The sequence below is a fragment of the Thalassobius sp. MITS945101 genome (genome assembly GCF_047123305.1).
Classification (GTDB): Bacteria; Pseudomonadota; Alphaproteobacteria; order Rhodobacterales; family Rhodobacteraceae; genus Thalassobius.
The window spans coordinates 1,736,983-1,760,787 of the sequence record NZ_CP138918.1 but is presented as its reverse complement, the minus strand read 5'-3'; the positions used below and the strand labels follow the sequence as shown (position 1 = coordinate 1,760,787).

The following is a 23,805-nucleotide window of genomic DNA, read 5'->3' as shown; positions in this document are numbered from 1 at the left end:
CCATGACGACTGAAGTTCGCGTCCCCACCCTTGGCGAATCCGTGACCGAAGCCACGGTCGCCACCTGGTTCAAGAAGCCCGGCGATGCCGTGGCCGCAGACGAAATGCTCTGCGAGCTGGAAACCGATAAGGTCACCGTCGAAGTGCCCAGCCCCGCCGCGGGTGTGCTGGCCGAAATCGTCGCCGCCGAAGGCGCCACTGTGGGTGTTGACGCCCTCCTGGCCAACATCTCGGAAGGCGGCGCTGCAGCCGCATCGGCCCCCACCGCCGCGGCTGCCCCCGCTGCCGCCCCGTCAGGCGAGGCACAGGCCGTTGACGTGATGGTGCCATCCTTGGGTGAATCCGTGTCGGAAGCCACTGTTTCGACCTGGTTCAAAAAGGTTGGCGATGCGGTTGCACAGGACGAAATGCTCTGCGAACTGGAAACCGATAAGGTCTCCGTCGAAGTGCCCAGCCCCGCCGCAGGTGTACTGGCCGAAATCGTTGCCGCAGAAGGCGCTACCGTGGACGCCACCGCCAAACTGGCCGTGATCTCCTCGGGCGCTGGCGCCGTTGCGGCCGCAGCTGCCGCGCCTGCTGCGGCCCCTGCCGCAACTGGTAAGGACATTGAGGATGCGCCTTCCGCCAAGAAAGCCATGGCAGAGGCCGGCATCAGCCGCGACGCTGTCACCGGCACCGGCAAAGATGGCCGCGCCATGAAGGATGACGTGGCCCGCGCCGTGGCCACTGCCGCCGCAGCACCCGCCGCCCCGGCCCCCGCAGCTGCGCCTGCCGCTGCTGCCGTGCCACGCGGCCCGGTCGACTCTGACGATGCCTCGCGTGAAGAGCGGGTTAAAATGACCCGCCTGCGTCAGACCATTGCCCGCCGTCTGAAGGACAGCCAGAACACCGCGGCCATGCTCACCACCTATAACGAGGTCGACATGACCGAGGTGATGGCCCTGCGCAACGAATACAAAGAACTGTTCCTGAAGAAACACGGCGTGAAACTGGGCTTCATGTCCTTCTTCACCAAGGCCTGCTGCCACGCGCTGAAAGAAGTGCCAGAGGTCAACGCCGAAATCGACGGCACTGACATCGTCTACAAGAACTTCGTGCACATGGGCATCGCCGCCGGCACGCCAACAGGTCTGGTGGTTCCGGTGATCAGGGATGCCGACAGCATGTCTTTCGCAGACATCGAAAAAGCCATTGCCGAAAAGGGCAAACGCGCCCGTGACGGCAAACTGTCGATGGCCGAAATGCAGGGCGGCTCTTTCACAATCTCCAACGGTGGTGTCTACGGCTCGCTGATGTCCTCGCCGATCCTGAACCCCCCGCAGTCCGGTATCCTCGGTATGCACAAGATCCAGGACCGCCCCATGGCGATCAACGGTCAGGTTGTGATCCGTCCGATGATGTATCTGGCGCTGTCCTATGACCACCGTATCGTCGACGGCAAAGGCGCCGTGACCTTCCTCGTGCGCGTCAAAGAAGCGCTGGAAGATCCCCGCCGCCTGCTGATGGATCTGTAAGACCCTTTCGCTGCGCCGGTCCTTTGACTGGCGCAGCCCTTTGCTTGCGATGAGGACGCGATGTCCGGCCCTTCCCCTCTGCTAGACAAGATCGCCATAACCTCCTGCATGCGCAATGAGGGGATCTTTGTGCTGGAATGGATCGCCTATCATCAGGCCCTTGGCTTTGATGAGGTGGTGATCGTGACCAACGACTGCACCGACGGTTCCGACACATTGCTGGACCTGCTGGCTGGCCACGGCGTCTTGACCCACATCCGCCAGTCCCTCCCCCCCGGCGACAACCCGCAGGACAAGGGTATGGACCACGTCCTCACCCACCTGCGCCAGAACAACACCACCTGGTGCCTGCATATCGACAGCGATGAATTTCTGCTGATCGAGGCGGGCGACGGCACGCTCCCCAACCTGATGCAAAACGTGCAGGGCGCGGACTGCGTACCGCTGATCTGGCGCAACTTCGGTGACAGTGGCCTAACCCATTGGACCGCCGGCGACAACGTGCTGGAACGCTTCACCCGCGCTGAACCCGGCCCCACCCCCGGCACCAGCAAATCGAAATGCCTATTCCGCGTTGGCAGTTTTGACGCTGCCACGGATCACAACCCCCAGCGCCCCACCGTCGCCGATCCCAAAGTGGTCAACGCCGACGGCACTGCCCTGTCGAACAAAACCCTGCAGCAGCGAAAATCCTCGCGGTTCCGCCCGCAAGATCTGGCCTGCGCCGCCACAACCGCCCGCCTAAACCACTATGCGGTGAAATCTCAGGACCTCTACCTGATGAAAAACGACCGCGGTGACGGGCAGGGCAAACAGGGCGACAGCAAATACCACCTTGGTTCGCGCTGGCATCAAATGGCCAACCGCAACGATGTGGAAGACCGCGCCATCCTGCGCCACCTGCCTGCCACTCAGGCCCGCCTGCAAGCCTTGCGCGCCCTGCCCGGGATCGCCGCAGCCGAGCAGCACTGTCGGGACTGGTTCGAAACCCGCCGCAACGCTATCCTCACCGAAAGCCAGCGCCGCCTATGGACGAAGGAGACAGCCCGCACATGACTTCTTCTTGGTCGAAATATCCTCGGGGGGCGGCCCGTAAGGGCCGGGGGGCAGACAGCCCCCTCCCCCGCCCGCAACATGTAGAACAACAGATAAAATCCTGACGGAGACACCTCATGGCACAATATGACGTCATCGTAATCGGCGCCGGCCCCGGCGGCTATGTTGCAGCAATCCGCTGCGCCCAGCTGGGTCTGAAAACCGCCTGTGTAGAAGGCCGCGAAACGCTGGGCGGCACCTGCCTGAATGTGGGCTGCATCCCCTCCAAGGCGCTGCTGCACGCCAGCCACCAGCTGCATGAGGCAGAGCACAACTTCGCCAAGATGGGCCTCAAAGGCAAATCCCCCTCGGTCGACTGGACCCAGATGCTGTCCTACAAAGACGAAGTCATTGGCGGCAACACCAAGGGCATCGAGTTCCTGTTCAAAAAGAACAAGATCGACTGGCTGAAAGGCTGGGGCTCGATCCCCGAGGCGGGCAAGGTCAAGGTCAGCGACGAAGTCTATGAGACCAAGAACATCATCGTGGCGTCCGGCTCCGAGCCGTCCTCGATCCCCGGTGTTGAGATTGATGAGAAGATCGTCGTCTCCTCCACCGGTGCACTGGAACTGCCGAAGATCCCCAAGAAAATGGTTGTCATTGGCGCCGGTGTGATCGGCCTCGAACTGGGCTCGGTCTATCAGCGTCTGGGCACCGAGGTCACCGTGGTCGAATTCCTCGACAAGGTCACCCCCGGCATGGACGGCGAGGTGCAGAAGACCTTCCAGCGGATGCTGAAAAAACAGGGTCTGAAATTTGTCATGGGCGCCGCCGTGCAGAAGGTCGACACCACCAAGACCAAAGCCAAAGTGACCTACAAGCTGCGCAAGGATGACTCCGAGGCGGTGCTGGACGCGGATGTGGTGCTGGTTGCCACCGGTCGCAAGCCCTTCACCGATGGTCTGGGTCTGGAAGCGCTGGGTGTCGAAATTTCGCCCCGCGGTCAGATCAAAACCGATGCCCATTGGCAGACCAACGTCAAAGGCATCTACGCCATTGGCGACGCGATTGACGGCCCGATGCTGGCGCACAAGGCCGAAGACGAAGGCATGGCCGCCGCCGATTGCATCGCCGGCAAGGCTGGCCACGTGAACTATGACGTGATCCCCGGCGTGATCTACACCGCCCCCGAAGTGGCCACCGTTGGCAAGACCGAGGAACAGCTGAAAGAAGAGGGCCGCGCCTATAAGGTTGGCAAATTCCCCTTCATGGGCAATGCCCGCGCCAAAGCCGTGCATCAGGGCGAAGGCTTTGTGAAGCTGCTGGTGGACAAAGAAACCGACCGCATCCTGGGCTGCCACATCATCGGCCCGTCGGCGGGGGATCTGATCCACGAGATCTGCGTCGGCATGGAATTCGGCGCCTCCGCCGAAGACATCGCCCTGACCTGCCACGCCCACCCGACCTTCTCGGAAGCGGTGCGCGAAGCCGCACTGGCCTGCGGCGACGGCGCCATCCACGTTTGATCCAACAGATCAGAGAGACAGCGAAAGGCCACCCTTCGGGGTGGCCTTTTCTTTTCCAGTGGTTATGGCCGCTAGCCTCTCTTCATACGGTGGAGCGGATGGTTGTCTTGGTAACGCGGTCGCGTTTTGCGCAGGCTATTGCCTATTCTGCCACGATCCCCTAGCCTCCCTGCATCGGAAACCAGCCAACAACAGGAGGGCACATGCTGGATCTGCGGTTCACATACCTACTTCAGCACGGTCCCCGTCACGCCCTGTAAATGCGTTTGCAGGGCAGGATCACATAAGGCCTGACCGGCCCCACTGGTGTTCTGCCCGTTTTGCCGCCTTTGCGGCCCGTTTTTGTTGATCCGAGAACCTTCATGACTGTTTTGAACACCAATGCCTTGGGCGTGACCCTGGGCGATCCGCTGTTTTCCAACCTGACCCTGACCCTTTCCAAAGGGGACCGCGTTGGCCTTGTGGCCGCGAACGGGCGGGGGAAATCCACCCTGCTGGCCTGCCTGGCCGGTGAGTTTGAGCCGACCATCGGCGACATCACCCGCGCCCGTGGCCTTCGGGTGGGCTATGTGCAGCAAAACGTGCCTGATGCAGCGCTTGCAAAGACGCTTTATGATTTTGTGCTGGAAGCCCTGCCGCCGGACCAGCAGGACTATGAAAGCTGGCGGGTGGATGTGCTGCTGGATGAGCTCTCGGTGCCCTACGACTTGCAGCATCAACCGCTGCGAACCCTCAGCGGTGGCTGGCAACGCACGGCGATGTTGGCGGCGGTTTGGATCACCGAACCGGACCTCTTGTTGCTGGATGAGCCGACCAACCATCTGGACCTGCACCGGATTGCGCTGCTGCAACAATGGCTGGCGGCGCTGCCCCGGGACCTGCCGGTTGTGATCACCTCGCATGATCGTGCCTTTCTAGACGCGGTGACCAATCGCACCCTGTTCCTGCGCGCGGATCATGCGCGGCTGTTCCCGCTGCCGTTTACCCCAGCCCGCACAGCATTGGCCGAGGCGGACGCAGCTGATGAACGCAAACACACCAATGACCTGAACAAGGCGCAAGCCCTGCGGCGGCAGGCGGCGAAGCTAAAGAACGTCGGGATCAACTCAGGCTCGGACCTGTTGTTGACCAAAACCAAACAGCTGACCGCCCGCGCCGCCCAGATCGAGGGCGCCGCCAAGGCCGCCCATAACGAACGCAGCGCCGGGGACATTCGCCTGACCAACAGCGGCACCCATGCCAAGGCCTTGGTATCGCTTGACGATGTCAGCGTGGAAACGCCCGACGGCCGCCCGCTTTATCGCACTGGGCAGAAGTGGATTTCCCCCGGCGACCGGGTGGTGCTGTTGGGGGCCAATGGCACTGGCAAGACGCGGTTGATCTCGGCCGTGCAGCGCGCTTTCACAGAGGATGTCGCGGGGCTGCGCTGCGCGCCCTCAATGGTGCCGGGCTATGCAGATCAGCACCTCAGCCAGTTGGACGACCAGGCGACGCCGATGTCCACAGTGACAACCGAGTTTGACATTGGCGATCAACGGGCACGTTCTGCGCTGGCCAACGCGGGGGTGCGAATACAGATGCAGGACACGCCTATCGGTGCGCTCTCTGGCGGGCAAAAGGCGCGGCTTTCGATGTTGGTGCTGCGACTGCGGCAGCCGAACTTCTACCTGTTGGACGAACCGACCAACCACTTGGACATCGAGGGGCAAGAGGCGCTGGAAGAAGAGCTGATCGCCCATGGCGCGGCCTGTCTGCTGGTCAGCCATGACCGCAGTTTCCTGCGCAATGTTGGCAACCGGTTCTGGTGGATCCAAGGCAAGAAGTTGGTGGAGGTCGACAGCCCCGAGGATTTCTTGATAGGTGAAATGAACGCTGCCTAATGCTAAAGGCCGCCCCCCAGGGGCGGCCTTCGTCTGTGGTGGTTCTTCAGGCGCTTTGGAACCAGCCGAGGCGGCTGAACAGCACCCTGTCGAGGATCAGCGCCACAATCAGGCTGGCCCCCATCAGGGGCAGCAGCAGCGACAGCACCACCACCAGCACAGCCATGCCCCAGCCCAGCGAGGCCTCGGGCGCAGCTGGCACGCCAAGCCCCCCAGCAGGGCGACGTTTCCACCAGGCCACAAAGCCGCTGACCGAAAGGACAAGGGCCAGCACCGCCGCCAAGGTGTTCTGTGCCAGGTTCAGCCAGCCATACATCTCCCCTTGGTGGAAAGAGATGCCCCAACTAACGGCGCGGGCCACCACCGGATTGTCGCCAAATTCGTGCCGTTTCAGTACGGCACCGCTGTATTGATCGACAATCAGTTCGGTCTGCTCTGAACGGTCACGACTGGCCGAACGGATCCAGAAAGCGGCGTTGTCGTTCTTGGGCGGGCGCATTTCATAGGGGGCAACCAGGCCTTCAGTCTTGGCGATTGCGAACACCTCCGCATAGGCAATTGTTTCGCCTGCGCTGGTGGTGGAATTTGGCACCTTGCGAGAGAACCGCAGGCTGCCGCTTTTCTGGCCGGTTTCCTTCTGAATGTAACTCAGCCCACCACCCCAGACATCCGTCCACGGCAGCCCTGTCACCAGAATGGGCACCACCAGCACCGTGGCCAGCATACCGGTAAACAGATGGGTTTCGCGCCACCAGCTGCGTTTGGCCAGCGCTCCTTTGGGCAGGCTCACCGCCTTGGCCAGCGAGCGCTGTCCGCGCGGCCACCACAGGTAGGCACCGGTGATGAACATGACGATGGCCCAATGGGCGGAAAGTTCGACGAACTTGGTGCCGAAACTGCCCAAGAGCAGCTCTCCGTGAAACTTCTTCAGCATCCGCATCGCGGTTTCATCTCGCGGGATATGGCCCAGCAATGCGCCGGTATAGGGGTTGATCCAGGCGTAGCTGCGGATGTTTTCGGCGGTATTGAACTCCACCAAGGTTGCGCGGGTTGCGTCCTCATACTGCGTGATGCCGCGCAGGCGTTTCACCCCTGGGCCTTCCTCCAGCGCGATGAGCTGTTGCTCAATCGGCAGCACAACATCAGCGGCGGCTACAAACATCTGATCGGCATAAAGCCAGCGTTCGATCTGCGGTTTGTAAAGGTAGATGCCGCCGGTGACAGCCAGCATGGCCAAAAAGGGCAGAACATAAAGAGAGGCCAGAAAGTGCCACTTCCAGACAAGGCGATAGAGCGCACCGCCCGAGACAGACTCGGGGCGCGCCGACAGTGTTGCGTCGGTCATTTTTCGATTTTCCTACGGTGATTTAGATTTGGGTTTTGGGAAACTCAAACCAGTGCAGGGGGACCGCGGGGCGGATCCTGCTGCCGGAGGTAATCGCAGGTTTGATAGGGGTTGGGATTGGCCACAAAGGGGCAGCGGTAGCTGCGCGCCAGAGCGACCCAGGGGACCTCTGTCTGAGGTTCCTTCTGCACCAGATCAGCCAGCACACAGTGATCGACCGCCGGCTCCACTTCTTCCACCGGTTCGCCATCTGCGTTCAGCGTCAGCGTCACCATTTCGGAACCGGTACAGATCGTCACCACCATGACACCGGGCACCAATGTGGCCACCACCGCCGACATCTTCGGCAACAGCAGACCCACAACAGTGGCCAGAACCAAAAGCGTATATCCAAAGGTGCGGATCATGGCGCTGAGAAAGCACAACTCGCGGGCACTCCGCAACCCGTCAAATCACCACATCGACTGCGCCGCGCGGTCGGGCCAATCGCGGTCATAGGCTTCGCCGTCAATGTCGCCTTCTGTCATGGCACTGAGGATGTCCCCGATCGAGGGGAGGTCGCCGCTTTCGTCCGCGCCGGACCACAGGCGGGATCGAATAATAGCGCGGGCGCATTGGACGTAAATCTCCTCGATCCGGATCACGATAACGGATCTTGGCCGTTTGCCGTTCTTTTCAAAGCGGGCACAGAGGTCAGCGTCAAAGGTGAGGCGCGCCTGACCGTTCACCCGCACCGCATTGGCAGAACCCGGCACCAGAAACATCAACGCAATCCGTGGATCGCGGACAATGTTGCGCAGCGTGTCGATGCGGTTGTTGCCGCGCCAGTCGGGCATGGCCAGCGTGCGCTCATCCAGTTCCAGCACCACCGGGCCTTCGTCGCCGCGTGGGCTGCCATCGGCGCCTTCCGGTCCAACGGTCGACACTACACAGAACCGCGAGGCGTTGATCCAGCGGCGGTATTCCGGCGTGATCCGCTTGGCGACCTTGGCAATCGCGGCCCCGCGCGCCTCGCCATAGACAGCTTCCAGCTCTGCGGTGTCCTCAACCCATTTCATCGCCTGATCCTTTGCCTCACGCCTCATCGGGGAATGTGAACCCCGCTTCGCGCATCAATTCGTTGGAGCGCACTTCGACCTCTTCTTCGAGCTGCGCCATGAAGCTGTCGCGGTCCAGACCTGTCGGAATGCGCGGCATGAACTCCACCACTGCAGTACCCTTCTGCCGCATCACGCCGCGTTTGGGCCAGAACACTCCGGCATTGGTTGCCACCGGAACAACATCCTGACCGGTTTCTTCGGACAGGACATGGGTGCCCACCTTATAGGGTTTCTTCACCCCCGGTGCGACACGGGTGCCTTGCGAATAGATCACCAGCTGACCGGGATGCTGCACGCCCTTGGCCACATCCGCCACCATCTTTTTGATCGCCTTGCCGCGTTTGCCGCGGTTCACGGGAACGCAGCCGATCCGGTAGCCATATTGGCCAATGATCGGTGTGTAGAGGATTTCCCGCTTCATGATGAACTTGCCCGCCGGAATGGCGTTGAAGATCAGGATGATGTCCAGGAAAGACATGTGTTTCGCCGCAACGATCACCTCATCGGTTGGTACCTCGCCGCGCACTTCGCTTTTCAGCCCGACCATCCAGCTGGCGGTCCAGATCACCCAACGGCAATAGGCTTTGCAGGCGGCAAAAGCGCCGCGGCGGCTGAACAGCGCCCAGGGGAAATAGACAATTCCCAGCACTGCCATTGCGACATACATCTGTGCGTTAAAGATCAGGCTGCGCAGCCAGCGCCAAGCGTAAGCCATCACGGCATCTCCTTGAGTTTACGTAGGGCCGCAGCCCGGGTCGCCGCAAAGGCCACCCCGCCGCCCAATAGCGGAATGCCCAGCGGCCAGAGCCAGTGCAGCCCCTGGAAGCCAAGACCGGTCAGGAAGCCACCTGCCGCCTGTGCCTCGGGCATCAGCCAGACCGAGACGGCACCAAGACCGGCGCCGATCCCTGCCCCCATGAAGCCGCGATAGGTGAATCGGCGCACAAAGGCGCCCGCGATATAGCTGTCCTCCGCCCCCACCAGGCGCAGCACCTTGATCACCTGCGCATTGGCCGACAGCGCCGCATGGGCCGCAAGCGAGATCATCGCTGCCATTGCGCCGCCAATCAGCAGGAAGGCCGCCCAGCCCAACAGGCGGATGCGGGTGGCCGCCTCGACCAGCGGTTTGCGCCAGCGGGTGTGGTCATCCAGCACCGCACCGGGCACCTCGGCTGCCAGACGCAGCCGCAGGCCGGTGCTGTCATAGCCCTGCGCGGTCTCGTTAATCTCGATCAGCTGTGGGATGGGCAGTTCATCAACCGGCAGGTCAGGGCCAAAGAACGGCTCCAGCAGCGCCTGTTGCTCTGCGTCGCTGAGCGCGCGGGCGCTGTCGACACCCGGTGTGGTTTCCAGCACCCGCAACGCAGCTGTGACCTGCGCCTGCATCTGATCCTCGGGCGCCGAGATCCGCAGCGTGGACGAGCGGGCCAATTCCGTCGACCAGCGATCCGCCAACCGGCCCGAGGCAAGCGTCAGCGACAGGGCAAAGACCGCCAGAAATCCCATAGCGATGGCGCTGAAGGTGGTCAGATTGGCGGTAAACCCCGTGGGCGGCACCACCCGATCCGCCTGTGCATCCGGCACAAACAATGTGGTCAGGCGCTTGAAAACACTCATAGATCCGCCCCCGCAAGCTGCACCCGACGGTTGGCGATCCGCAGCACACGCGCCTGCACTTGGCCTTTGGCAGCGCGGATCAGGTTCATATCGTGGGTCGCAACCATGATGGTTTTGCCCATCCGGTTCAGTTCGACCAGCAGGCGCAGCAACCGCTGCGACATCTCCCAGTCGATATTGCCGGTCGGCTCATCCGCCAGGATCACATCCGGCGACATGATCACCGCGCGCGCCAGCGCCGCACGTTGACGTTCACCGCCCGACAACTCCGGCGGCAGGGCCTCAGCGCGGTGTTTGAGGCCAACCCAGGCCATCAGCTCTTTCAGGTTGGCCAGCTCATCAATATTGTCGCGCCCTGAGACATTCAACGGCAGCGCAATGTTCTCCGAAATCGGCAGGTGATCCAGAAACTGGCAGTCCTGATGCACGACGCCGATCCGGCGCCGGTTCAGTGCCACTTCATCACGGTCCATCAACCGTGCATCGCGGTCAAACAACCGCACATGGCCGGCGGTGGGCAGCAAGGCGCCGTAGCAGAGCTTCATGAAGGTGGTTTTACCCGCACCCGAGGGGCCGGTCAGAAAATGGAACGAGCCCGGCGAGAGTTTGAGCGAGATATCACTCAGCAGTTCGCCCCCGCCATAGCTGTAGGCCACATTGTCTAGCTCGATCACCGGCTGTCCCCTTTGATTGCGGTCTTTTTCTGCACGAGCGGCGGCCCAGATGCAATCCGACAAAGCGTCTGGGAGCTTTAGACTTTTCCAAACGCCTTTTCCCTCATATAGTTGCGCCATTGAGGTTAATACGAACAGAACTGGTGCGAGGGGCGAAATGCGTCTGATATGCCCGAATTGCGGTGCGCAATATGAGGTGCCCGACGGGGTGATCCCCGACGAGGGGCGCGATGTGCAATGCTCGAACTGTGGCGACACCTGGTACCAGCATCACCCCGACAATGATCCCGGCCTGCGCGAAGAACTGTCTGCGCAGGATGGTATGCAGGCGGGGCTGGAGGAGGCCGCAGAGCCGCAGCCTGAACCCGCCCCCGAACCAGAGCCTGAACCTGTACCGGCCCCAGAACCCAGCACCCCGCAACGGCGCACGCTGGATCCTTCGATCGCAGATGTGCTGCGTGAAGAGGCCGAGCGCGAGGCCCGCGCCCGTGCTGCCGAAGGGGGTGTCATAGAAACCCAGCCCGATCTGGGTCTGACCGAGCCCGAGGATGAGGCCGACCGCCGTGCCCGCCAGGTCCGCGAACGGATGGCCCGGATGAAAGGCGAACCGGACACTCCACCGGCCCCAGAACCCGAACTGGTGGACGAAGACAACCCTGTGTCGCGCCGCGATCTGCTGCCCGATATCGACGAAATCAATTCATCCCTGCGCGCCGCCTCTGATCCCCGTCCCGCCGAGGCCGCGGATCATGAGCTGCCCGGCGATCGTGAGCTGGCGCAGCAGGCTGTGGCAAGTGGCAATGGCGGGTTCCGCCGCGGGTTCCTGCTGGCGCTGCTGATCTTTGCGATATTCACCGCCGCCTATGTCATGGCGCCCCAGATTGTGGCGCAGGTGCCGGCGCTGGAACCGCTGATTACATCTTATGTGGCTGCGGTGGATCAGGGGCGTGTGATCCTGGATGAACAGGTGCGCAAGCTGCTGACAGCCCTAGATCAGATGACCTCGGAACAGGGCAGCTAAGGCCCCGCTTCCCTATTTCAAAGACTTGAACAAGCCCGAGAGCCGCTTTGCTGCCGCCTCGGTTCCGAAGGGCGTGTTGACCACAAACATGCCCGATCCGATCATCCGGTGGCCTTCCCGCGCGGGGCCAAAACGGACCTCATGGCGCAGCACTTTGGGCAATTCCAATGCCTCAAGCGCCTGTAGCATCGGCTTGTGCGCCCCTGTGGTCAGCAGCGGATACCAGATGGCAATGACGCCGACGTTCCATTTGCGATGCAGCTTGGCGACAAAGGCGGGGATGGCTTCATATTCGGATTTCACCTCATAGGCAGGATCAATCAACAGCAGACCCCGGCGCGGTTCCGGCGGGGTGCGCTCCATCACCATCTGATAGCCGTCCTGTTTCACCACATTGGCCCGCCGGCGGGGAAACAGATCATCCAGCGCAGCGTGTTCCTGCGGGTGCAGCTCTGCCAGCGACATGCGGTCCTGATCTCGCAGCATCTGCCGCGCCAACAGGGGTGAGCCGGGATAGCTGCGCGCGCCATGCTGATCGCGCACCGCCTGCAGCGCCTGTGCGTAAGGGTGGTCCGGATCAAACCATCCCAGCGCCTCCACCGCATCAATCCCAGCCGAGGCCTCACCGGTTTTGACCGCTTCCGCCGCCTCCAGCGAATAGAGACCGCGCCCCGCGTGGGTTTCAAAGTAGCTGAGCGGTTTGTCCTTCACCGTCAGATAGGCCAGCATGTCACACAAAAGCGCGTGTTTTTGCACATCGGCCAGATTTCCGGCGTGGTAGATATGTTGGTATGAAAGCATCTTGCGCCCTTTCCCTGAGGCCCGCCCTGAGGTCCTCGCCCAAACGGTGATCCCCGCTGATAAGGTGCAGGCGCTGCCGCTGTCCATCCCCCGCCTGCCAATCGCCTGCCAGCTTTTTGACCAGCCTTGGCAAAAAGGCGCTGATCGGGTCCGGTTGCACCCTTCCCCAATGCCGCAGAGGTGCCTATAAGCAAATCTGCCTCCGGCAGTGGCTCGGGTCATCAACGGGTTGTGGACGGGGGCGCGCTGCAAGACAAATTCTCACCACGGGGCACCATTCATATGGGAATCATCGACAATCTGCCGGGCCTTTTTTCGTCTGACATGGCGATCGACCTGGGCACGGCAAACACGCTGGTCTACGTCAAAGGCAAAGGCGTTATTCTGAGCGAACCGTCGGTGGTGGCCTATCACGTCAAAGACGGCGTGAAGAAGGTGCTGGCCGTGGGCGAAGACGCCAAGCTGATGCTGGGCCGGACCCCCGGCTCGATTGAGGCGATCCGCCCGATGCGCGATGGTGTCATTGCCGATTTCGACGTTGCCGAAGAGATGATCAAACACTTCATCCGCAAGGTGCACAAACGCTCGACCTTTTCCAAGCCGAAGATCATCGTCTGCGTTCCGCATGGCGCAACCCCGGTTGAAAAACGGGCGATCCGTCAATCCGTTCTCTCGGCTGGCGCACGTCGCGCGGGTCTGATTGCAGAACCGATTGCTGCGGCCATCGGCGCAGGTATGCCGATCACCGACCCCACCGGCAACATGGTTGTGGACATCGGTGGTGGTACGACCGAAGTGGCAGTTCTGTCGCTGGGTGACATCGTTTACGCCCGTTCGGTGCGTGTCGGCGGTGACCGCATGGATGAGGCGATCATCAACTACCTGCGTCGCAACCAGAACCTCTTGGTCGGCGAAAGCACCGCTGAGCGGATCAAAACCACCATCGGCACCGCGCGGATGCCCGACGATGGCCGGGGTGCCTCGATGCAGATCCGTGGCCGCGACCTGTTGAACGGTGTCCCGAAAGAGACCGAGATCAGCCAGGCTCAGGTTGCCGAAGCGCTGGCCGAACCGGTGCAACAGATCTGCGAAGCGGTGATGACCGCGCTGGAAGCCACCCCGCCGGATCTGGCAGCTGATATTGTGGACCGCGGTGTGATGCTGACCGGCGGCGGCGCGCTGCTGGGTGATCTGGATCTCGCCCTGCGTGAACAGACCGGCCTGTCGGTTTCCATCGCAGACGAAAGCCTGAACTGTGTGGCCATGGGCACCGGTAAGGCGCTGGAATATGAAAAGCAGCTGCGCCACGCGATTGACTACGACAGCTGATCATCCCACCTTTTCCTGAAAAGGGGGCATCTTGGCCAAAGACCGTTCACAGAGCGAAGACTATCTGGGACCGCTGAAGCGTTTGCTGACAGGGGTTCTGGTGCTGTGTTTGATTGGCCTCTTCATTGTCTGGCGCATCGACAGCCCGCGGGTCGAACGGTTCCGCGCCCAGGTGGTGGACAAGGTTGTCCCCTCCTTCGACTGGATGATGGCACCGGTGACCGGGGCGGTGAACCTGGTCCGGGATTTCCAGAGCTACCAGCGGATCGCTGAGCAAAACCAGGAACTGCGCCGCGAATTACAGCAGATGAAAGCCTGGAAAGAGGCGGCCCTGCAGCTGGAACAGGAAAACGCCCGCCTGTTGGATCTGAACAACGTGCGGCTGGACCCGCGTCTAACTTATGTGACCGGTGTGGTGCTGGCGGACAGCGGCTCGCCTTTTCGGCAGTCGGTGTTGCTGAACGTCGGTGCGCGTGACGGGATCGTTGATGGCTGGGCGACGATGGATGGCATTGGCCTGGTCGGGCGCATCTCGGGCGTGGGCAACTCCACCGCGCGGGTGATCCTGCTGACCGACAGCTCCAGCCACATTCCGATCACGCTGCAACCCTCGGGGCAGCAAGCGATCATGGTGGGGGACAACACGGCAGCGCCGCTGATCACCTTCCTTGAAAACCCCGATCTGGTGCGGGCCGGTGACCGAGTGGTGACCTCGGGCGATGGCGGGGTGTTTCCCGCCGGCCTGCTGGTCGGGCAGATGGCCGAAGATCCTTCGGGCCGCCAGCGGGTCCGGCTGTCCGCGGATTACGAACGATTGAAATTCCTGCGGGTGCTGCGCAATCAGGGCACCCGCACCATCACCGATCCTGGCGCTTTGATTGTGCCGGAAGGGGCGCCCCTGGACGAAGCCCTTGATGCGCTGGAGGAGGGGCCGGAGTTCCGTACCAGTGATCCCGATAGCATTCGCCGTCCACAGGCCCGTCCCGCCCCTGCGGACCCGGCCAGTCCCGACAGCCCGGACAGCGCGGAGATCAGCGAGGCCAGCCAATGAGCGACGCGGCCCCCACCAAACTTTGGGTGATGCAGGCCACCTATGTGGCGCTGTCTCTGGCGGTGATCTTCTTTCAACTGCTGCCGCTGGAAACCACGCCCCGCCGCTGGACAGGCCCTGATGTGGTGGTGCTGATCGGGTTTGCCTGGGCGCTGCGGCGGCCGGATTACCTGCCAGCCTATCTGGTGGCCTTTGTGGCGCTGATGGCGGACCTGATGTTCCAGCGCCCCCCGGGTCTGATGGCCGCGATTATGGTGGTCGCCACGGAAACGTTGAAACGCCGGTCCCGCCTGCTGCGCGATCAGGGGTTTCCAGTCGAATGGCTGACCGTGGCCTCGGCGCTTTTGGGGGTGATGCTGAGCTACCGTTTGATCCTGTCGATCATGGTGGTGCCGCACCCACCATTGGGGCTGACCCTGATCCAGCTGGTGATGTCAGTTCTGTGTTACCCGTTGATTGCAGCGCTGTCGCACTACCTCTTTGGCGTGCGCCGTGTGGCGCCGGGGGAAGTGGACGCATGGGGGCATAAGCTATGAAGCGGCCAACCAAAGATAACGCCGACAGCGCCCGCCGCATCAGCCGACGCGCGCTGTTGCTGGGCGGCGCGCAGCTGGCCTTTGGCGGCATTCTGGCTATGCGGATGCGCTATATGCAGGTCGAACAGGCAGATGAATTCCGCCTGCTGGCCGAGGAAAACCGGATCAATATCCGTCTGATCCCCCCCGCAAGGGGCGAGCTGTTTGACCGCCACGGCGCGGTGATTGCCAAGAACGAGCCCAGCTACCGGCTGACTATCGTACGCGAGGACGCCGGTGATGTGGATGCGGTTCTGGCACGGCTGTCGGCGATTGTGGATCTGGACCCGGATGAGCTGGAGCGCGCCAAGGTTGAGATGCGCCGCTCGCCGCCCTTCCTGCCGGTGACCATTGCCGACAGGGTCAGCTGGGAAGCGATCAGCCGTGTTTCGGTCAACGCCCCCGCCCTGCCCGGCATCACACCCGAGGTTGGCCTATCCCGCACCTACCCCTTGGGGCCGGATTTCGCCCATGTGGCCGGATATGTTGGCCCTGTCTCTGACTATGATCTGTCGAAAATCGAAGACCCGGACCAGCTGCTGCTGATCCCGCGGTTCCAGATCGGCAAGGTGGGTCTGGAGGCCAAACAAGAAGAGGCGCTGCGCGGCAAAGCCGGGGCCAAACGGGTGGAGGTCAATGCCGTAGGCCGCGTCATGCGCGAACTGGACCGCCGCGAAGGACAGGCTGGCGCCAACCTGCAGCTGACCATTGACCACCGGCTGCAAAACTACGTGCAGGCCAGGCTTGGTCGCGAAAGTGCGGCTGCGGTGGTGATTGATTGCGAAAGCGGCGACATCCTCAGTTCGGCCTCTGCGCCCAGCTACGACCCCAATCTCTTTGTGCGCGGGATTTCTGTCGCGGATTATCGCGCGCTGACCGATAACAAATACCGCCCGCTGGCCAACAAAACGGTACAGGGCCTCTACCCACCCGGTTCCACCTTCAAGATGGTGACGGTTCTGGCCGCCCTAGAGGCTGGCGCGGTCACGCCGGAAGAAACCGTCTACTGCCCCGGTCATATGGAGATTTCCAACCGTCGCTTCCACTGCTGGAAACGCGCCGGTCATGGGCATGTTGATCTGCAAACCTCCCTGCGGGAAAGCTGTGACGTTTACTACTACGACCTCGCGCTGCGCGTCGGGATTGAGAAGATCTCGGAAATGGCGCAGAAACTGGGGCTGGGGCAGCGCTACGATCTGCCGATGTCTGCGGTGGCCCGTGGCCGGGCCCCCACCAAGGAATGGAAGCAAAGCACCTACGGTCAGGAATGGGTTATCGGCGATTCCGTCAACGCCTCAATCGGGCAAGGGTTTGTGCTGTCCTCGCCGCTGCAGCTGGCAGTGATGACGGCCCGTCTGGCCACTGGAAAAGCCCTGATGCCAAAGCTGGTGAAATCGGTTGATGGTGTTCCCGCCGTCGGCCCTGAGGATCTGGAACTGGACATTGCGCCGGAGCATCTGAAGCAAGTGCGCCGCGCGATGTACGCCGTCTCGAACCACCGCAAAGGCACCGCCTATGGGTCGCGCATTATCGAGGATGCCTTCCGCATGGCGGGCAAAACCGGCACCAGCCAGGTCCGCAACATCACCGCCGAGGAACGCCGTCGCGGTGTGACCCGCAACGAAGACCTGCCCTGGGAACGGCGCGACCACGCGCTGTTTGTGAACTTCGCCCCTTACAAAGACCCGAAATACGCGGTTGCGGTGGTGGTTGAACATGGCGGCGGCGGCTCTACCGCGGCGGCCCCGATTGCGCGCGACATCACCCTGCAGGCGCTCTACGGCGGGGAACCACCGCTGGAGGCCTATCCAAAGTCCTCCCGCTCCAAGGTGAAAGCGCAACAGGAACGGCTGCGCCGCGAACGGCGCGCGTTTCTCAAGCGGGACAGTGACCGCGCATGAGTTATCTTGAGTATACCGTCAAATCCGTCCCCTCAGGGCTGCGCAAGTTTCTGTTTTTGAACTGGGGGCTGGTGCTGTTGCTGACGGCGGTGTGCAGCATCGGCTTCCTGATGCTCTATTCCGTGGCGGGCGGATCGTTCCAGCCCTGGGCGGAAACCCAGATGAAACGCTTTGCGCTTGGAATGGGGGTCCTGTTCTTTGTGGCCATGATCCCGATCTGGTTCTGGCGCAATGTGGCAGGGGTGGCCTACCTCGCCTCGCTGGCGCTGCTGTTATACGTCGAGTTCTTCGGCTCGCTTGGTATGGGGGCGCAGCGCTGGATTGACCTGGGCTTCATGCGGCTGCAACCCTCTGAAATGACCAAGATCACCCTGGTGATGCTGCTGGCCGCCTATTATGACTGGCTGCCGGTCAAAAAAGCCTCGCACCCGCTGTGGGTGGCGGTGCCGGTGGCGCTGATCCTGCTGCCAACCGCCCTGGTGCTGAACCAACCGGACCTTGGCACCTCTTTGTTGCTGGTCTTTGGCGGGGCGGCGGTGATGTTTTTTGCCGGGGTACACTGGGCTTATTTCGCCGCCGTGATCGGGCTGGGCATGGCGCTGGTGACGGCGGTGTTCCAGACCCGTGGCACCGATTGGCAGCTGCTGAAAAACTATCAGTACCGCCGGATCGACACCTTTCTGGACCCTGCCAGTGACCCCTTGGGCGCGGGCTATCACATTACCCAGTCAAAAATCGCCCTTGGCTCTGGCGGCTGGACCGGCCGTGGCTTCATGCAGGGCACCCAGTCGCGTCTGAACTTCCTGCCGGAGAAACACACCGATTTCATCTTCACCACCCTGGCTGAAGAGTTCGGTTTCATCGGCGCCTTTTCCCTGCTGACCCTCTATCTGCTGATCATCATCTTCTGCGTCGCCTCTGCGCTGGCGAACAAAGACCGGTTCTCCTCGTTGCTGATCCTCGGGGTTGGGGTGACCTTCTTTCTGTTCTTTGCGGTGAACATGTCGATGGTCATGGGGCTGGCCCCCGTGGTGGGCGTGCCTTTGCCGCTGGTCAGCTATGGGGGATCATCGATGCTGGTCCTGCTAGGCGCCTTCGGACTGGTCCAAAGCGCCCATGTCCACCGGCCCAGATAGGCCCTACCCCGCAATCCCCAATATCTGCCGCAGCACCTGTTGCACCGGGCGGCGTGCGTCGCGCTGCCAGGACAGCAATCCGACTTGCCGCCCCTGCACCGCAAGAGGCTGAAACCGCGCACCGGGATGACGCCGCTGCAACCCGGCCCATTCCGGCACCACGGCGCGGCCAACCCCGTCCTCGACCAGCTGGGCAATCGTTTCCAGCGCGTCCATCTCGGCCAGCACCCGCGGGCTGCCAAAGCGCTGTTGCAAAGCACGGAAACACGCCGCCCCACCCCAGGCCTCCCGCGCATAAAGTAGAAAAGGCAGGTCCCCGCCGCCGGATTGCGGCGACAACACCCCGATCCGCTGGGTTGCGATCACGTCAAACCGCATCGTCTTGGGCAGGTCAAACGGCGGCGCCACCAGCAAGGCGGCCTCCAACCGGCGCTGCTCAAACGCCTCATAAAGCTCTGCCGAGGCCCCCGGCGTCAGGGTCAGTTCCACTTCGGGTGCAGCCTGTTTCAGCCCCTGCACCAGATCCGCCGCGTGGTCACTCAGCATGGTGGATATTGCGCCCAGTCTAAGGGGCCCCACCAGTTGATCCTGCGCCAACACCTGCTGCAGCCCGCCGCGAATGGCCAGCAGCCGGCGCAGCTCTGGCAATAGGGCTTTACATTCCGGCGTCGCCGCCATGCCGCGCCCCGCCCGCACCAGCAGAGGCACCTGCAATTCGACCTCCAACGCCTCCACCCGCTGCGCCACCGCTGCTGGGGTCACCCCCAAACGCCGCGCGGCTGCCGCCAAAGAAGCCTCTTCCACCGCAACTACCAATGTTTCAACAAATCGCAAATCCATAGAAAACCTTATCTTTGAAGATGCAAAAACAAGCTAGCCTTTTCCCTCACCCCGCCGCTATCCCTAGGCCAACGGACAAAAGGACAAACGCGATGAGCATCTTTCACCTCGCCTATCACGTCGATGACCTCGACAAGGCCCGCGCCTTCTACGGGGACCTTCTGGGCTGCGCCGAGGGCCGCAGCACCGAAACCTGGGTCGACTTCAACTTCTTCGGCCATCAGATCAGCCTGCATCTGGGGCCGGTCTTTGCCACCGCCAACACTGGCAAGGTGGGTGACCACATGGTGCCGATGCCACATCTGGGGGTGATCCTGCCGTCGGATCAATGGCAGGCATTGGCCGCTAAGCTGACCGCGTCAGGCGTTGATTTCACCATCGCGCCGACCACACGTTTCGCCGGTCAACCGGGCGAGCAAAACACCATGTTCTTCCACGATCCCGCAGGCAACCCGATTGAGATCAAAGGTTTTGCCGATATGGATGGGGTGTTTGCCACATGATCAACGTGCAATTTGCCGCCCGCCCCGAACGTTGGGACAGCTATGGCCCCGCCCTGACCAAAGCCTTTGAAGCCGCTGATCTCACCGTAGATCTGCGCCAGGATCATGCACCGGAGGAGGTGGACTATATCGTCTACGCCCCGAACTCGGATCTGCAGGATTTCACCCCCTACACCCGTTGCAAGGCGGTGCTGAACCTCTGGGCCGGGGTGGAGGCGATTGTCGGCAATAAGACCCTGACGATGCCGCTGGCCCGGATGGTGGATTTTGGCCTGACGCAGGGCATGGTGGAATGGGTCACCGGCCATGTGCTGCGGCACCATCTGGACATCGACTACAATCTGGAACGCCAGAACGGGGTCTGGGACAAACATCTGCCGCCGCTATCACGCGACCGGCCTGTGACCATTCTGGGCATCGGAGAGCTGGGCAGCGCCTGCGCGCAGGCTGTTGCAGGGCTTGGTTTTCCCGTCACCGGCTGGAGCCGTTCCCCCAAAGAGGTGGCGGGGATCACCTGCCTGTCGGGGGAAAAGGGCCTGCGCCAAGCACTAGAAACCGCGCAGATCCTTGTGCTGCTGCTGCCGCTGACCAAAGGCACCGAAAACATTCTGAATGCCGACAGCCTCGCCCGGATGCCAAAAGGCGCCTACATCATCAACCCTGGCCGCGGACCGCTGATTGACGACACCGCCTTGCTGGCGGCGCTGGATCAGGGCCAGATCGCCCGCGCCACATTGGATGTGTTTCGTGAAGAACCGCTGCCGTCAGACCACCCCTATTGGTCCCATCCGCAGGTCACTGTGACACCGCATATCGCCGCCGAAACCCGTCCCGATACGGCCGCCGAGGTGATTGCCGACAATATCGACCGGTCAGAACGCGGCGCCCGCCTGCGCTATCTGGTGGATCGCAACGCCGGGTATTGAGGGTGAGGCAGGTCAGGGGGCTTTGCCCCCTCGCCGCAAAGCGCGGCTCACCCCGAGGATATTTGCGCCAAGAAGAAAGGCGCTTTCAATGATCCCTAAATACTCAAAATCCGTCGGTCACCGGAGGATCGGCGGTTTTTCCGGGTCAGAGCCGGGGGCGGAAAGACCGACCTCCTGCACCTCTTCGGGCTGGGGCAGGTCAAAGCGCAGGCCCCATTGTGCCAGTTTTGCCGCCAGCGGATCAGAACTGCGCAGGAAGCTGACGTCAAGCGCGCCGGCTTCGATCCCGGAAAATGTCAGCGCTTCGGAGACCGCTTTGGCCAAGGCGTCCTGTGCTTCTGGCACGGCGTCGATGAAAGCCAGCAGGTGATTGCGCGCGCCGCCTTCATAGGTGGCCCCCGCCAGATAAGCGGAGTGGGCCAGACCGGTGGCGGTGGCCAGTTTGGCATCAAGCGCCGTCAGCAGCTGTTCTGGTAGACCCGCGGGGGTGCCGATTTCCTCGATCCGCGCCTCGGCCTCCACCGGGGCCTGTCCAAGCGTTTCGTTGAGCCAGTTCACCGCTTCGGGCGGAATCAGGATCGACGAGGGTGCCACATCAAGGTTCACCCCAAGGCCGATGCCCTGACCGGCCAGCAATGACGCTATCTCCCGTCCCGACAGGGCTGCATAGGGGGCTTCGCGACCCACAAACTGGGCCAGGCGGTCTTCGCGGTCAAACACCAGCACAAAGGCGTGATCGGACAGTTCAAACAGTTCCGGCGTGACGTTTTCATCCACCGGCTCTTCGGCCAGCAGCAAAAACAGCTCGCCGTCGGCCAGCCGTTCATAGAACCGCAGGCGGGCGGCATCATCGCTTTCATCCGCCATCATGGCAGCATGGGCAAGGTCGAGGGCGGTCTGGCTATCGGTCGCGGACATCGGATTTCCCGTCAGTTGAGGCTTGCCCTGCGGTAGCCTGCGGGCCAGCTTGGGGCAAGCGCAAACCGAAGAAGGAGCCAGCAATTGATCCCCCTGCAGGCCGAGATCCGTGCCTGCCGTCTTTGCGCGGCACGGTTTGCGGCGACCGAAACTGCCCATTCTCCCCGCCCCGTGCCGTGGTTCCAGCCCGAGGCCCGCATTCTGATAGCCGGGCAGGCGCCGGGCCTGCGGGTCCATCAGGCCGGACGTCCGTTCTGTGATCCGTCGGGGGAGCGGTTGCGTGACTGGTTGGGGATCGGGGAGGAAGCGTTTTACGACCAGCGCCGCATCGCCATTGTGCCTGCCGCCTTCTGCTTTCCGGGCTATGACGCCAAAGGATCAGACCTGCCACCACCAAGGATCTGCGCCGAGACCTGGTCAGATCGGGTGCAGCAAAGCCTGCCCCATATCCAGCTGCGCATTCTGGTGGGGGGCTATGCCCACCGGTTGCATCTTGGAACACGAACAGGCGTGACCGAGACGGTGCAGGCCTGGCGGGGCCATGCGCCCCAAACCTTTGTGCTGCCACATCCGTCCTGGCGCAACACAGGCTGGCTGCGCAAGAACCCTTGGTTTGAGACGGATCTGCTGCCTGCCCTCAGGGCTGTTGTTCAGCAGCACCTGCAAAGCCCCGGATCACCGCCAGCTGACACCCTTGATTAACCGAGGCTTTTCATCGGTCTTTTGCCCGTTCAGGTCGCTTGTCCTTGCCCGACCTACCCAAAAGGTTTAGTCCAAAAGGATAATCCAAAGAAACGGGGCATATAGGCAATGTATCGCGTCTGGAACTTCATCACCAACTATTCGCTGCTGCTGATCCTTGGGGCGTTGATCGCTCTGGTCTGGGCCAACACCAATCCGGACAGTTACCACCACTTCGTCGAGTTTGTGATCTGGGACCACGCGCCCATTGGTCATTACCATGACGGGCATCGCACCCTGACCCTGCATTATCTGGTCAATGACGTGCTGATGGCCTTCTTCTTTGCCATTGCGGCCAAGGAAGTCTGGGAGGCGGTGATCCTGAAAAACGGCTCCTTGCGCGGTAAAAAGGCGGCGACCCCGCTGTTTGCCACGGCAGGCGGCATGATTGGCCCCATTGCAGTCTATCTGGGTCTGGCGCTGGCGCTGGGGTCCGAGACCTACGATGCCGTCAAAAACGGCTGGGCGATTCCCACCGCCACCGACATTGCGTTTTCCTACCTTGTAGGGCGCATGGTCTTTGGCGCGGGCCATCCGGCGGTGCGTTTCCTGCTGCTGCTGGCCATTGCTGATGATGCGGCCGGGCTGATCATTCTGGCGATTTTCTACCCCTCGGGCGAGCTGGCACCGGAGTGGCTGCTGCTGTCGCTGGGCGCGGCAATTGCCGTCTATCTGCTGTTCAACTGGCTGCCACGCCGGATGGATCGGGGCAATCAGGCCCGCCCCAACTCGACCTTTATGCGCAAGAAACTGGGGTTCTGGCCCTATCTGATTGCGGCCTGCGCCAGCTGGTATGGCTTCCAGGAGGCGGGCATTCACCCCGCATTGGGGCTGCTGCCGATCGTGCCGACCATCCCCCACGCTGACCGCGCCTTTGGGATCTTCAGCGAGGCGGAACAGTATCTGTCGGATCTGCTGAACCACATCGAACATGCGCTGAAACATCCGGTGGAGGTGGTGCTGTTCTTCTTCGGCCTGCTGAACGCAGGGGTGGAGTTCTCCGCAATTGCAGCCCCGACCTGGTTGGTTCTGGCCGGTCTGGTGGTGGGCAAGCCCATCGGGGTGCTGCTGTTTGGCGTCGTCGGGGCGCATATTCTGAAGCTGGGGCTGCCGCAGGGGATGCGGACGGTGGATCTGTTTGTAATCGGCTGTGTCTCGGCGATTGGCTTTACGGTGTCGCTCTTCGTGGCCTCGGTCGCCTTTGACGCCGGGCCGGTGCAGGATGCCGCCAAGATGGGGGCACTGTTCAGCTTTGGTGCTGCGGTCCTGTCCATCGTTGTCGGGAAACTGACACGGGTGCAGAAACAAGAGTTCTAACCCGTTCCAACCCGCAAAATCTGGAAACAATCCGAGAAACCGACGCCCTTTGGTG

Annotated in this window: 23 protein-coding genes; 14 read left to right on the top strand and 9 right to left on the bottom strand. The window is 62.1% G+C overall.

What is annotated here, in order from left to right; genetic code table 11:
• Positions 1–2 precede the first annotated feature (2 nt).
• The 4 genes from odhB to SIC14_RS08870 all read left to right on the top strand — a co-directional run bounded on the left by odhB (position 3) and on the right by SIC14_RS08870 (position 5,955).
• Positions 3–1,514, top strand: coding sequence for a 2-oxoglutarate dehydrogenase complex dihydrolipoyllysine-residue succinyltransferase (gene odhB / locus SIC14_RS08885; RefSeq protein WP_412565466.1), 1,512 nt, complete (start codon positions 3–5; stop codon positions 1,512–1,514).
• Positions 1,515–1,574: 60 nt separating this feature from the next.
• Positions 1,575–2,570, top strand: coding sequence for a glycosyltransferase family 2 protein (locus tag SIC14_RS08880; RefSeq protein ID WP_412565465.1), 996 nt, complete (start codon positions 1,575–1,577; stop codon positions 2,568–2,570).
• Between the two features lie 116 nt (positions 2,571–2,686).
• Positions 2,687–4,075 carry a dihydrolipoyl dehydrogenase gene (gene lpdA / locus SIC14_RS08875; RefSeq protein ID WP_412565464.1) on the top strand — a complete coding sequence of 463 codons (1,389 nt, stop codon included), beginning with the start codon at positions 2,687–2,689 and terminating at the stop codon, positions 4,073–4,075.
• A gap of 362 nt (positions 4,076–4,437) precedes the next feature.
• Positions 4,438–5,955 (top strand): ABC-F family ATP-binding cassette domain-containing protein, encoded by a 1,518-nt coding sequence (locus tag SIC14_RS08870; RefSeq protein ID WP_412565463.1) that lies wholly within the window; start codon positions 4,438–4,440, stop codon positions 5,953–5,955.
• Between the two features lie 46 nt (positions 5,956–6,001).
• On the opposite strand, the gene SIC14_RS08865 is transcribed toward SIC14_RS08870, so the two are convergent.
• Genes SIC14_RS08865 through SIC14_RS08840 form a run of 6 tightly spaced genes read right to left on the bottom strand, consistent with a single transcriptional unit; the run spans position 6,002 to position 10,691 of the window.
• Positions 6,002–7,300, bottom strand: a complete 1,299-nt coding sequence (locus SIC14_RS08865; RefSeq protein ID WP_412565462.1) for a PepSY-associated TM helix domain-containing protein — start codon at positions 7,298–7,300, stop codon at positions 6,002–6,004.
• 44 nt (positions 7,301–7,344) lie between these two features.
• Complete coding sequence (locus SIC14_RS08860) at positions 7,345–7,725, bottom strand: hypothetical protein (protein ID WP_412565461.1); 381 nt, start codon at positions 7,723–7,725, stop codon at positions 7,345–7,347.
• Positions 7,726–7,752: 27 nt separating this feature from the next.
• Positions 7,753–8,358 carry a pyridoxamine 5'-phosphate oxidase family protein gene (locus SIC14_RS08855; RefSeq protein WP_412565460.1) on the bottom strand — a complete coding sequence of 202 codons (606 nt, stop codon included), beginning with the start codon at positions 8,356–8,358 and terminating at the stop codon, positions 7,753–7,755.
• A gap of 16 nt (positions 8,359–8,374) precedes the next feature.
• Complete coding sequence (locus tag SIC14_RS08850; protein ID WP_412565459.1) at positions 8,375–9,115, bottom strand: lysophospholipid acyltransferase family protein; 741 nt, start codon at positions 9,113–9,115, stop codon at positions 8,375–8,377.
• Positions 9,115–10,017 (bottom strand): cell division protein FtsX, encoded by a 903-nt coding sequence (locus tag SIC14_RS08845; protein WP_412565458.1) that lies wholly within the window; start codon positions 10,015–10,017, stop codon positions 9,115–9,117. The genes SIC14_RS08850 and SIC14_RS08845 overlap by 1 nt, the downstream gene beginning before the upstream one ends.
• Entirely contained in the window at positions 10,014–10,691 is a 678-nt protein-coding gene (locus SIC14_RS08840; RefSeq protein WP_412565457.1) for a cell division ATP-binding protein FtsE, read from the bottom strand. The genes SIC14_RS08845 and SIC14_RS08840 overlap by 4 nt, the downstream gene beginning before the upstream one ends.
• 157 nt (positions 10,692–10,848) lie before the next feature.
• On the opposite strand from SIC14_RS08840, the gene SIC14_RS08835 reads away from it, so the two are divergent.
• Complete coding sequence (locus SIC14_RS08835; protein ID WP_412565456.1) at positions 10,849–11,712, top strand: zinc-ribbon domain-containing protein; 864 nt, start codon at positions 10,849–10,851, stop codon at positions 11,710–11,712.
• A gap of 12 nt (positions 11,713–11,724) precedes the next feature.
• Here the strand turns inward: SIC14_RS08835 and SIC14_RS08830 are convergent, their stop codons facing one another.
• Positions 11,725–12,513, bottom strand: coding sequence for a 23S rRNA (adenine(2030)-N(6))-methyltransferase RlmJ (locus tag SIC14_RS08830; protein WP_412565455.1), 789 nt, complete (start codon positions 12,511–12,513; stop codon positions 11,725–11,727).
• Between the two features lie 282 nt (positions 12,514–12,795).
• On the opposite strand from SIC14_RS08830, the gene SIC14_RS08825 reads away from it, so the two are divergent.
• The 5 genes from SIC14_RS08825 to rodA are packed head-to-tail and all read left to right on the top strand — an operon-like array spanning position 12,796 to position 18,505.
• Complete coding sequence (locus SIC14_RS08825; RefSeq protein ID WP_058243310.1) at positions 12,796–13,842, top strand: rod shape-determining protein; 1,047 nt, start codon at positions 12,796–12,798, stop codon at positions 13,840–13,842.
• Between the two features lie 31 nt (positions 13,843–13,873).
• Entirely contained in the window at positions 13,874–14,893 is a 1,020-nt protein-coding gene (mreC, locus tag SIC14_RS08820) for a rod shape-determining protein MreC (protein ID WP_412565454.1), read from the top strand.
• Positions 14,890–15,429 carry a rod shape-determining protein MreD gene (locus SIC14_RS08815; protein ID WP_412565453.1) on the top strand — a complete coding sequence of 180 codons (540 nt, stop codon included), beginning with the start codon at positions 14,890–14,892 and terminating at the stop codon, positions 15,427–15,429. Before mreC ends, SIC14_RS08815 begins: the two co-directional genes overlap by 4 nt.
• Positions 15,426–17,369, top strand: a complete 1,944-nt coding sequence (mrdA, locus tag SIC14_RS08810) for a penicillin-binding protein 2 (protein ID WP_412565452.1) — start codon at positions 15,426–15,428, stop codon at positions 17,367–17,369. The genes SIC14_RS08815 and mrdA overlap by 4 nt, the downstream gene beginning before the upstream one ends.
• A complete protein-coding gene (gene rodA, locus SIC14_RS08805; protein ID WP_412565451.1) occupies positions 17,366–18,505 on the top strand; it encodes a rod shape-determining protein RodA in 1,140 nt (379 codons plus the stop codon). Before mrdA ends, rodA begins: the two co-directional genes overlap by 4 nt.
• 3 nt (positions 18,506–18,508) lie before the next feature.
• Here rodA and SIC14_RS08800 read toward each other — a convergent pair whose 3' ends face one another.
• Positions 18,509–19,345 (bottom strand): LysR family transcriptional regulator, encoded by an 837-nt coding sequence (locus SIC14_RS08800; protein WP_412565450.1) that lies wholly within the window; start codon positions 19,343–19,345, stop codon positions 18,509–18,511.
• Between the two features lie 92 nt (positions 19,346–19,437).
• Here SIC14_RS08800 and SIC14_RS08795 point away from each other — a divergent pair, with 92 nt between their 5' ends.
• Together SIC14_RS08795 and SIC14_RS08790 are read left to right on the top strand one after the other, a co-directional pair.
• Positions 19,438–19,848, top strand: coding sequence for a VOC family protein (locus SIC14_RS08795; RefSeq protein ID WP_412565449.1), 411 nt, complete (start codon positions 19,438–19,440; stop codon positions 19,846–19,848).
• The gene (locus SIC14_RS08790) at positions 19,845–20,774 is read left to right on the top strand and encodes a 2-hydroxyacid dehydrogenase (protein WP_412565448.1); all 930 of its coding nucleotides are present in this window, start codon (positions 19,845–19,847) and stop codon (positions 20,772–20,774) included. The genes SIC14_RS08795 and SIC14_RS08790 overlap by 4 nt, the downstream gene beginning before the upstream one ends.
• A 117-nt stretch (positions 20,775–20,891) precedes the next feature.
• Here the strand turns inward: SIC14_RS08790 and SIC14_RS08785 are convergent, their stop codons facing one another.
• Positions 20,892–21,692 (bottom strand): SseB family protein, encoded by an 801-nt coding sequence (locus SIC14_RS08785; protein ID WP_412565447.1) that lies wholly within the window; start codon positions 21,690–21,692, stop codon positions 20,892–20,894.
• Positions 21,693–21,776: 84 nt separating this feature from the next.
• Here SIC14_RS08785 and SIC14_RS08780 point away from each other — a divergent pair, with 84 nt between their 5' ends.
• Complete coding sequence (locus tag SIC14_RS08780) at positions 21,777–22,394, top strand: uracil-DNA glycosylase family protein (protein WP_412565446.1); 618 nt, start codon at positions 21,777–21,779, stop codon at positions 22,392–22,394.
• A 108-nt stretch (positions 22,395–22,502) separates the two neighbouring features.
• Complete coding sequence (locus SIC14_RS08775; RefSeq protein WP_412565445.1) at positions 22,503–23,750, top strand: Na+/H+ antiporter NhaA; 1,248 nt, start codon at positions 22,503–22,505, stop codon at positions 23,748–23,750.
• Positions 23,751–23,805 lie beyond the last annotated feature (55 nt).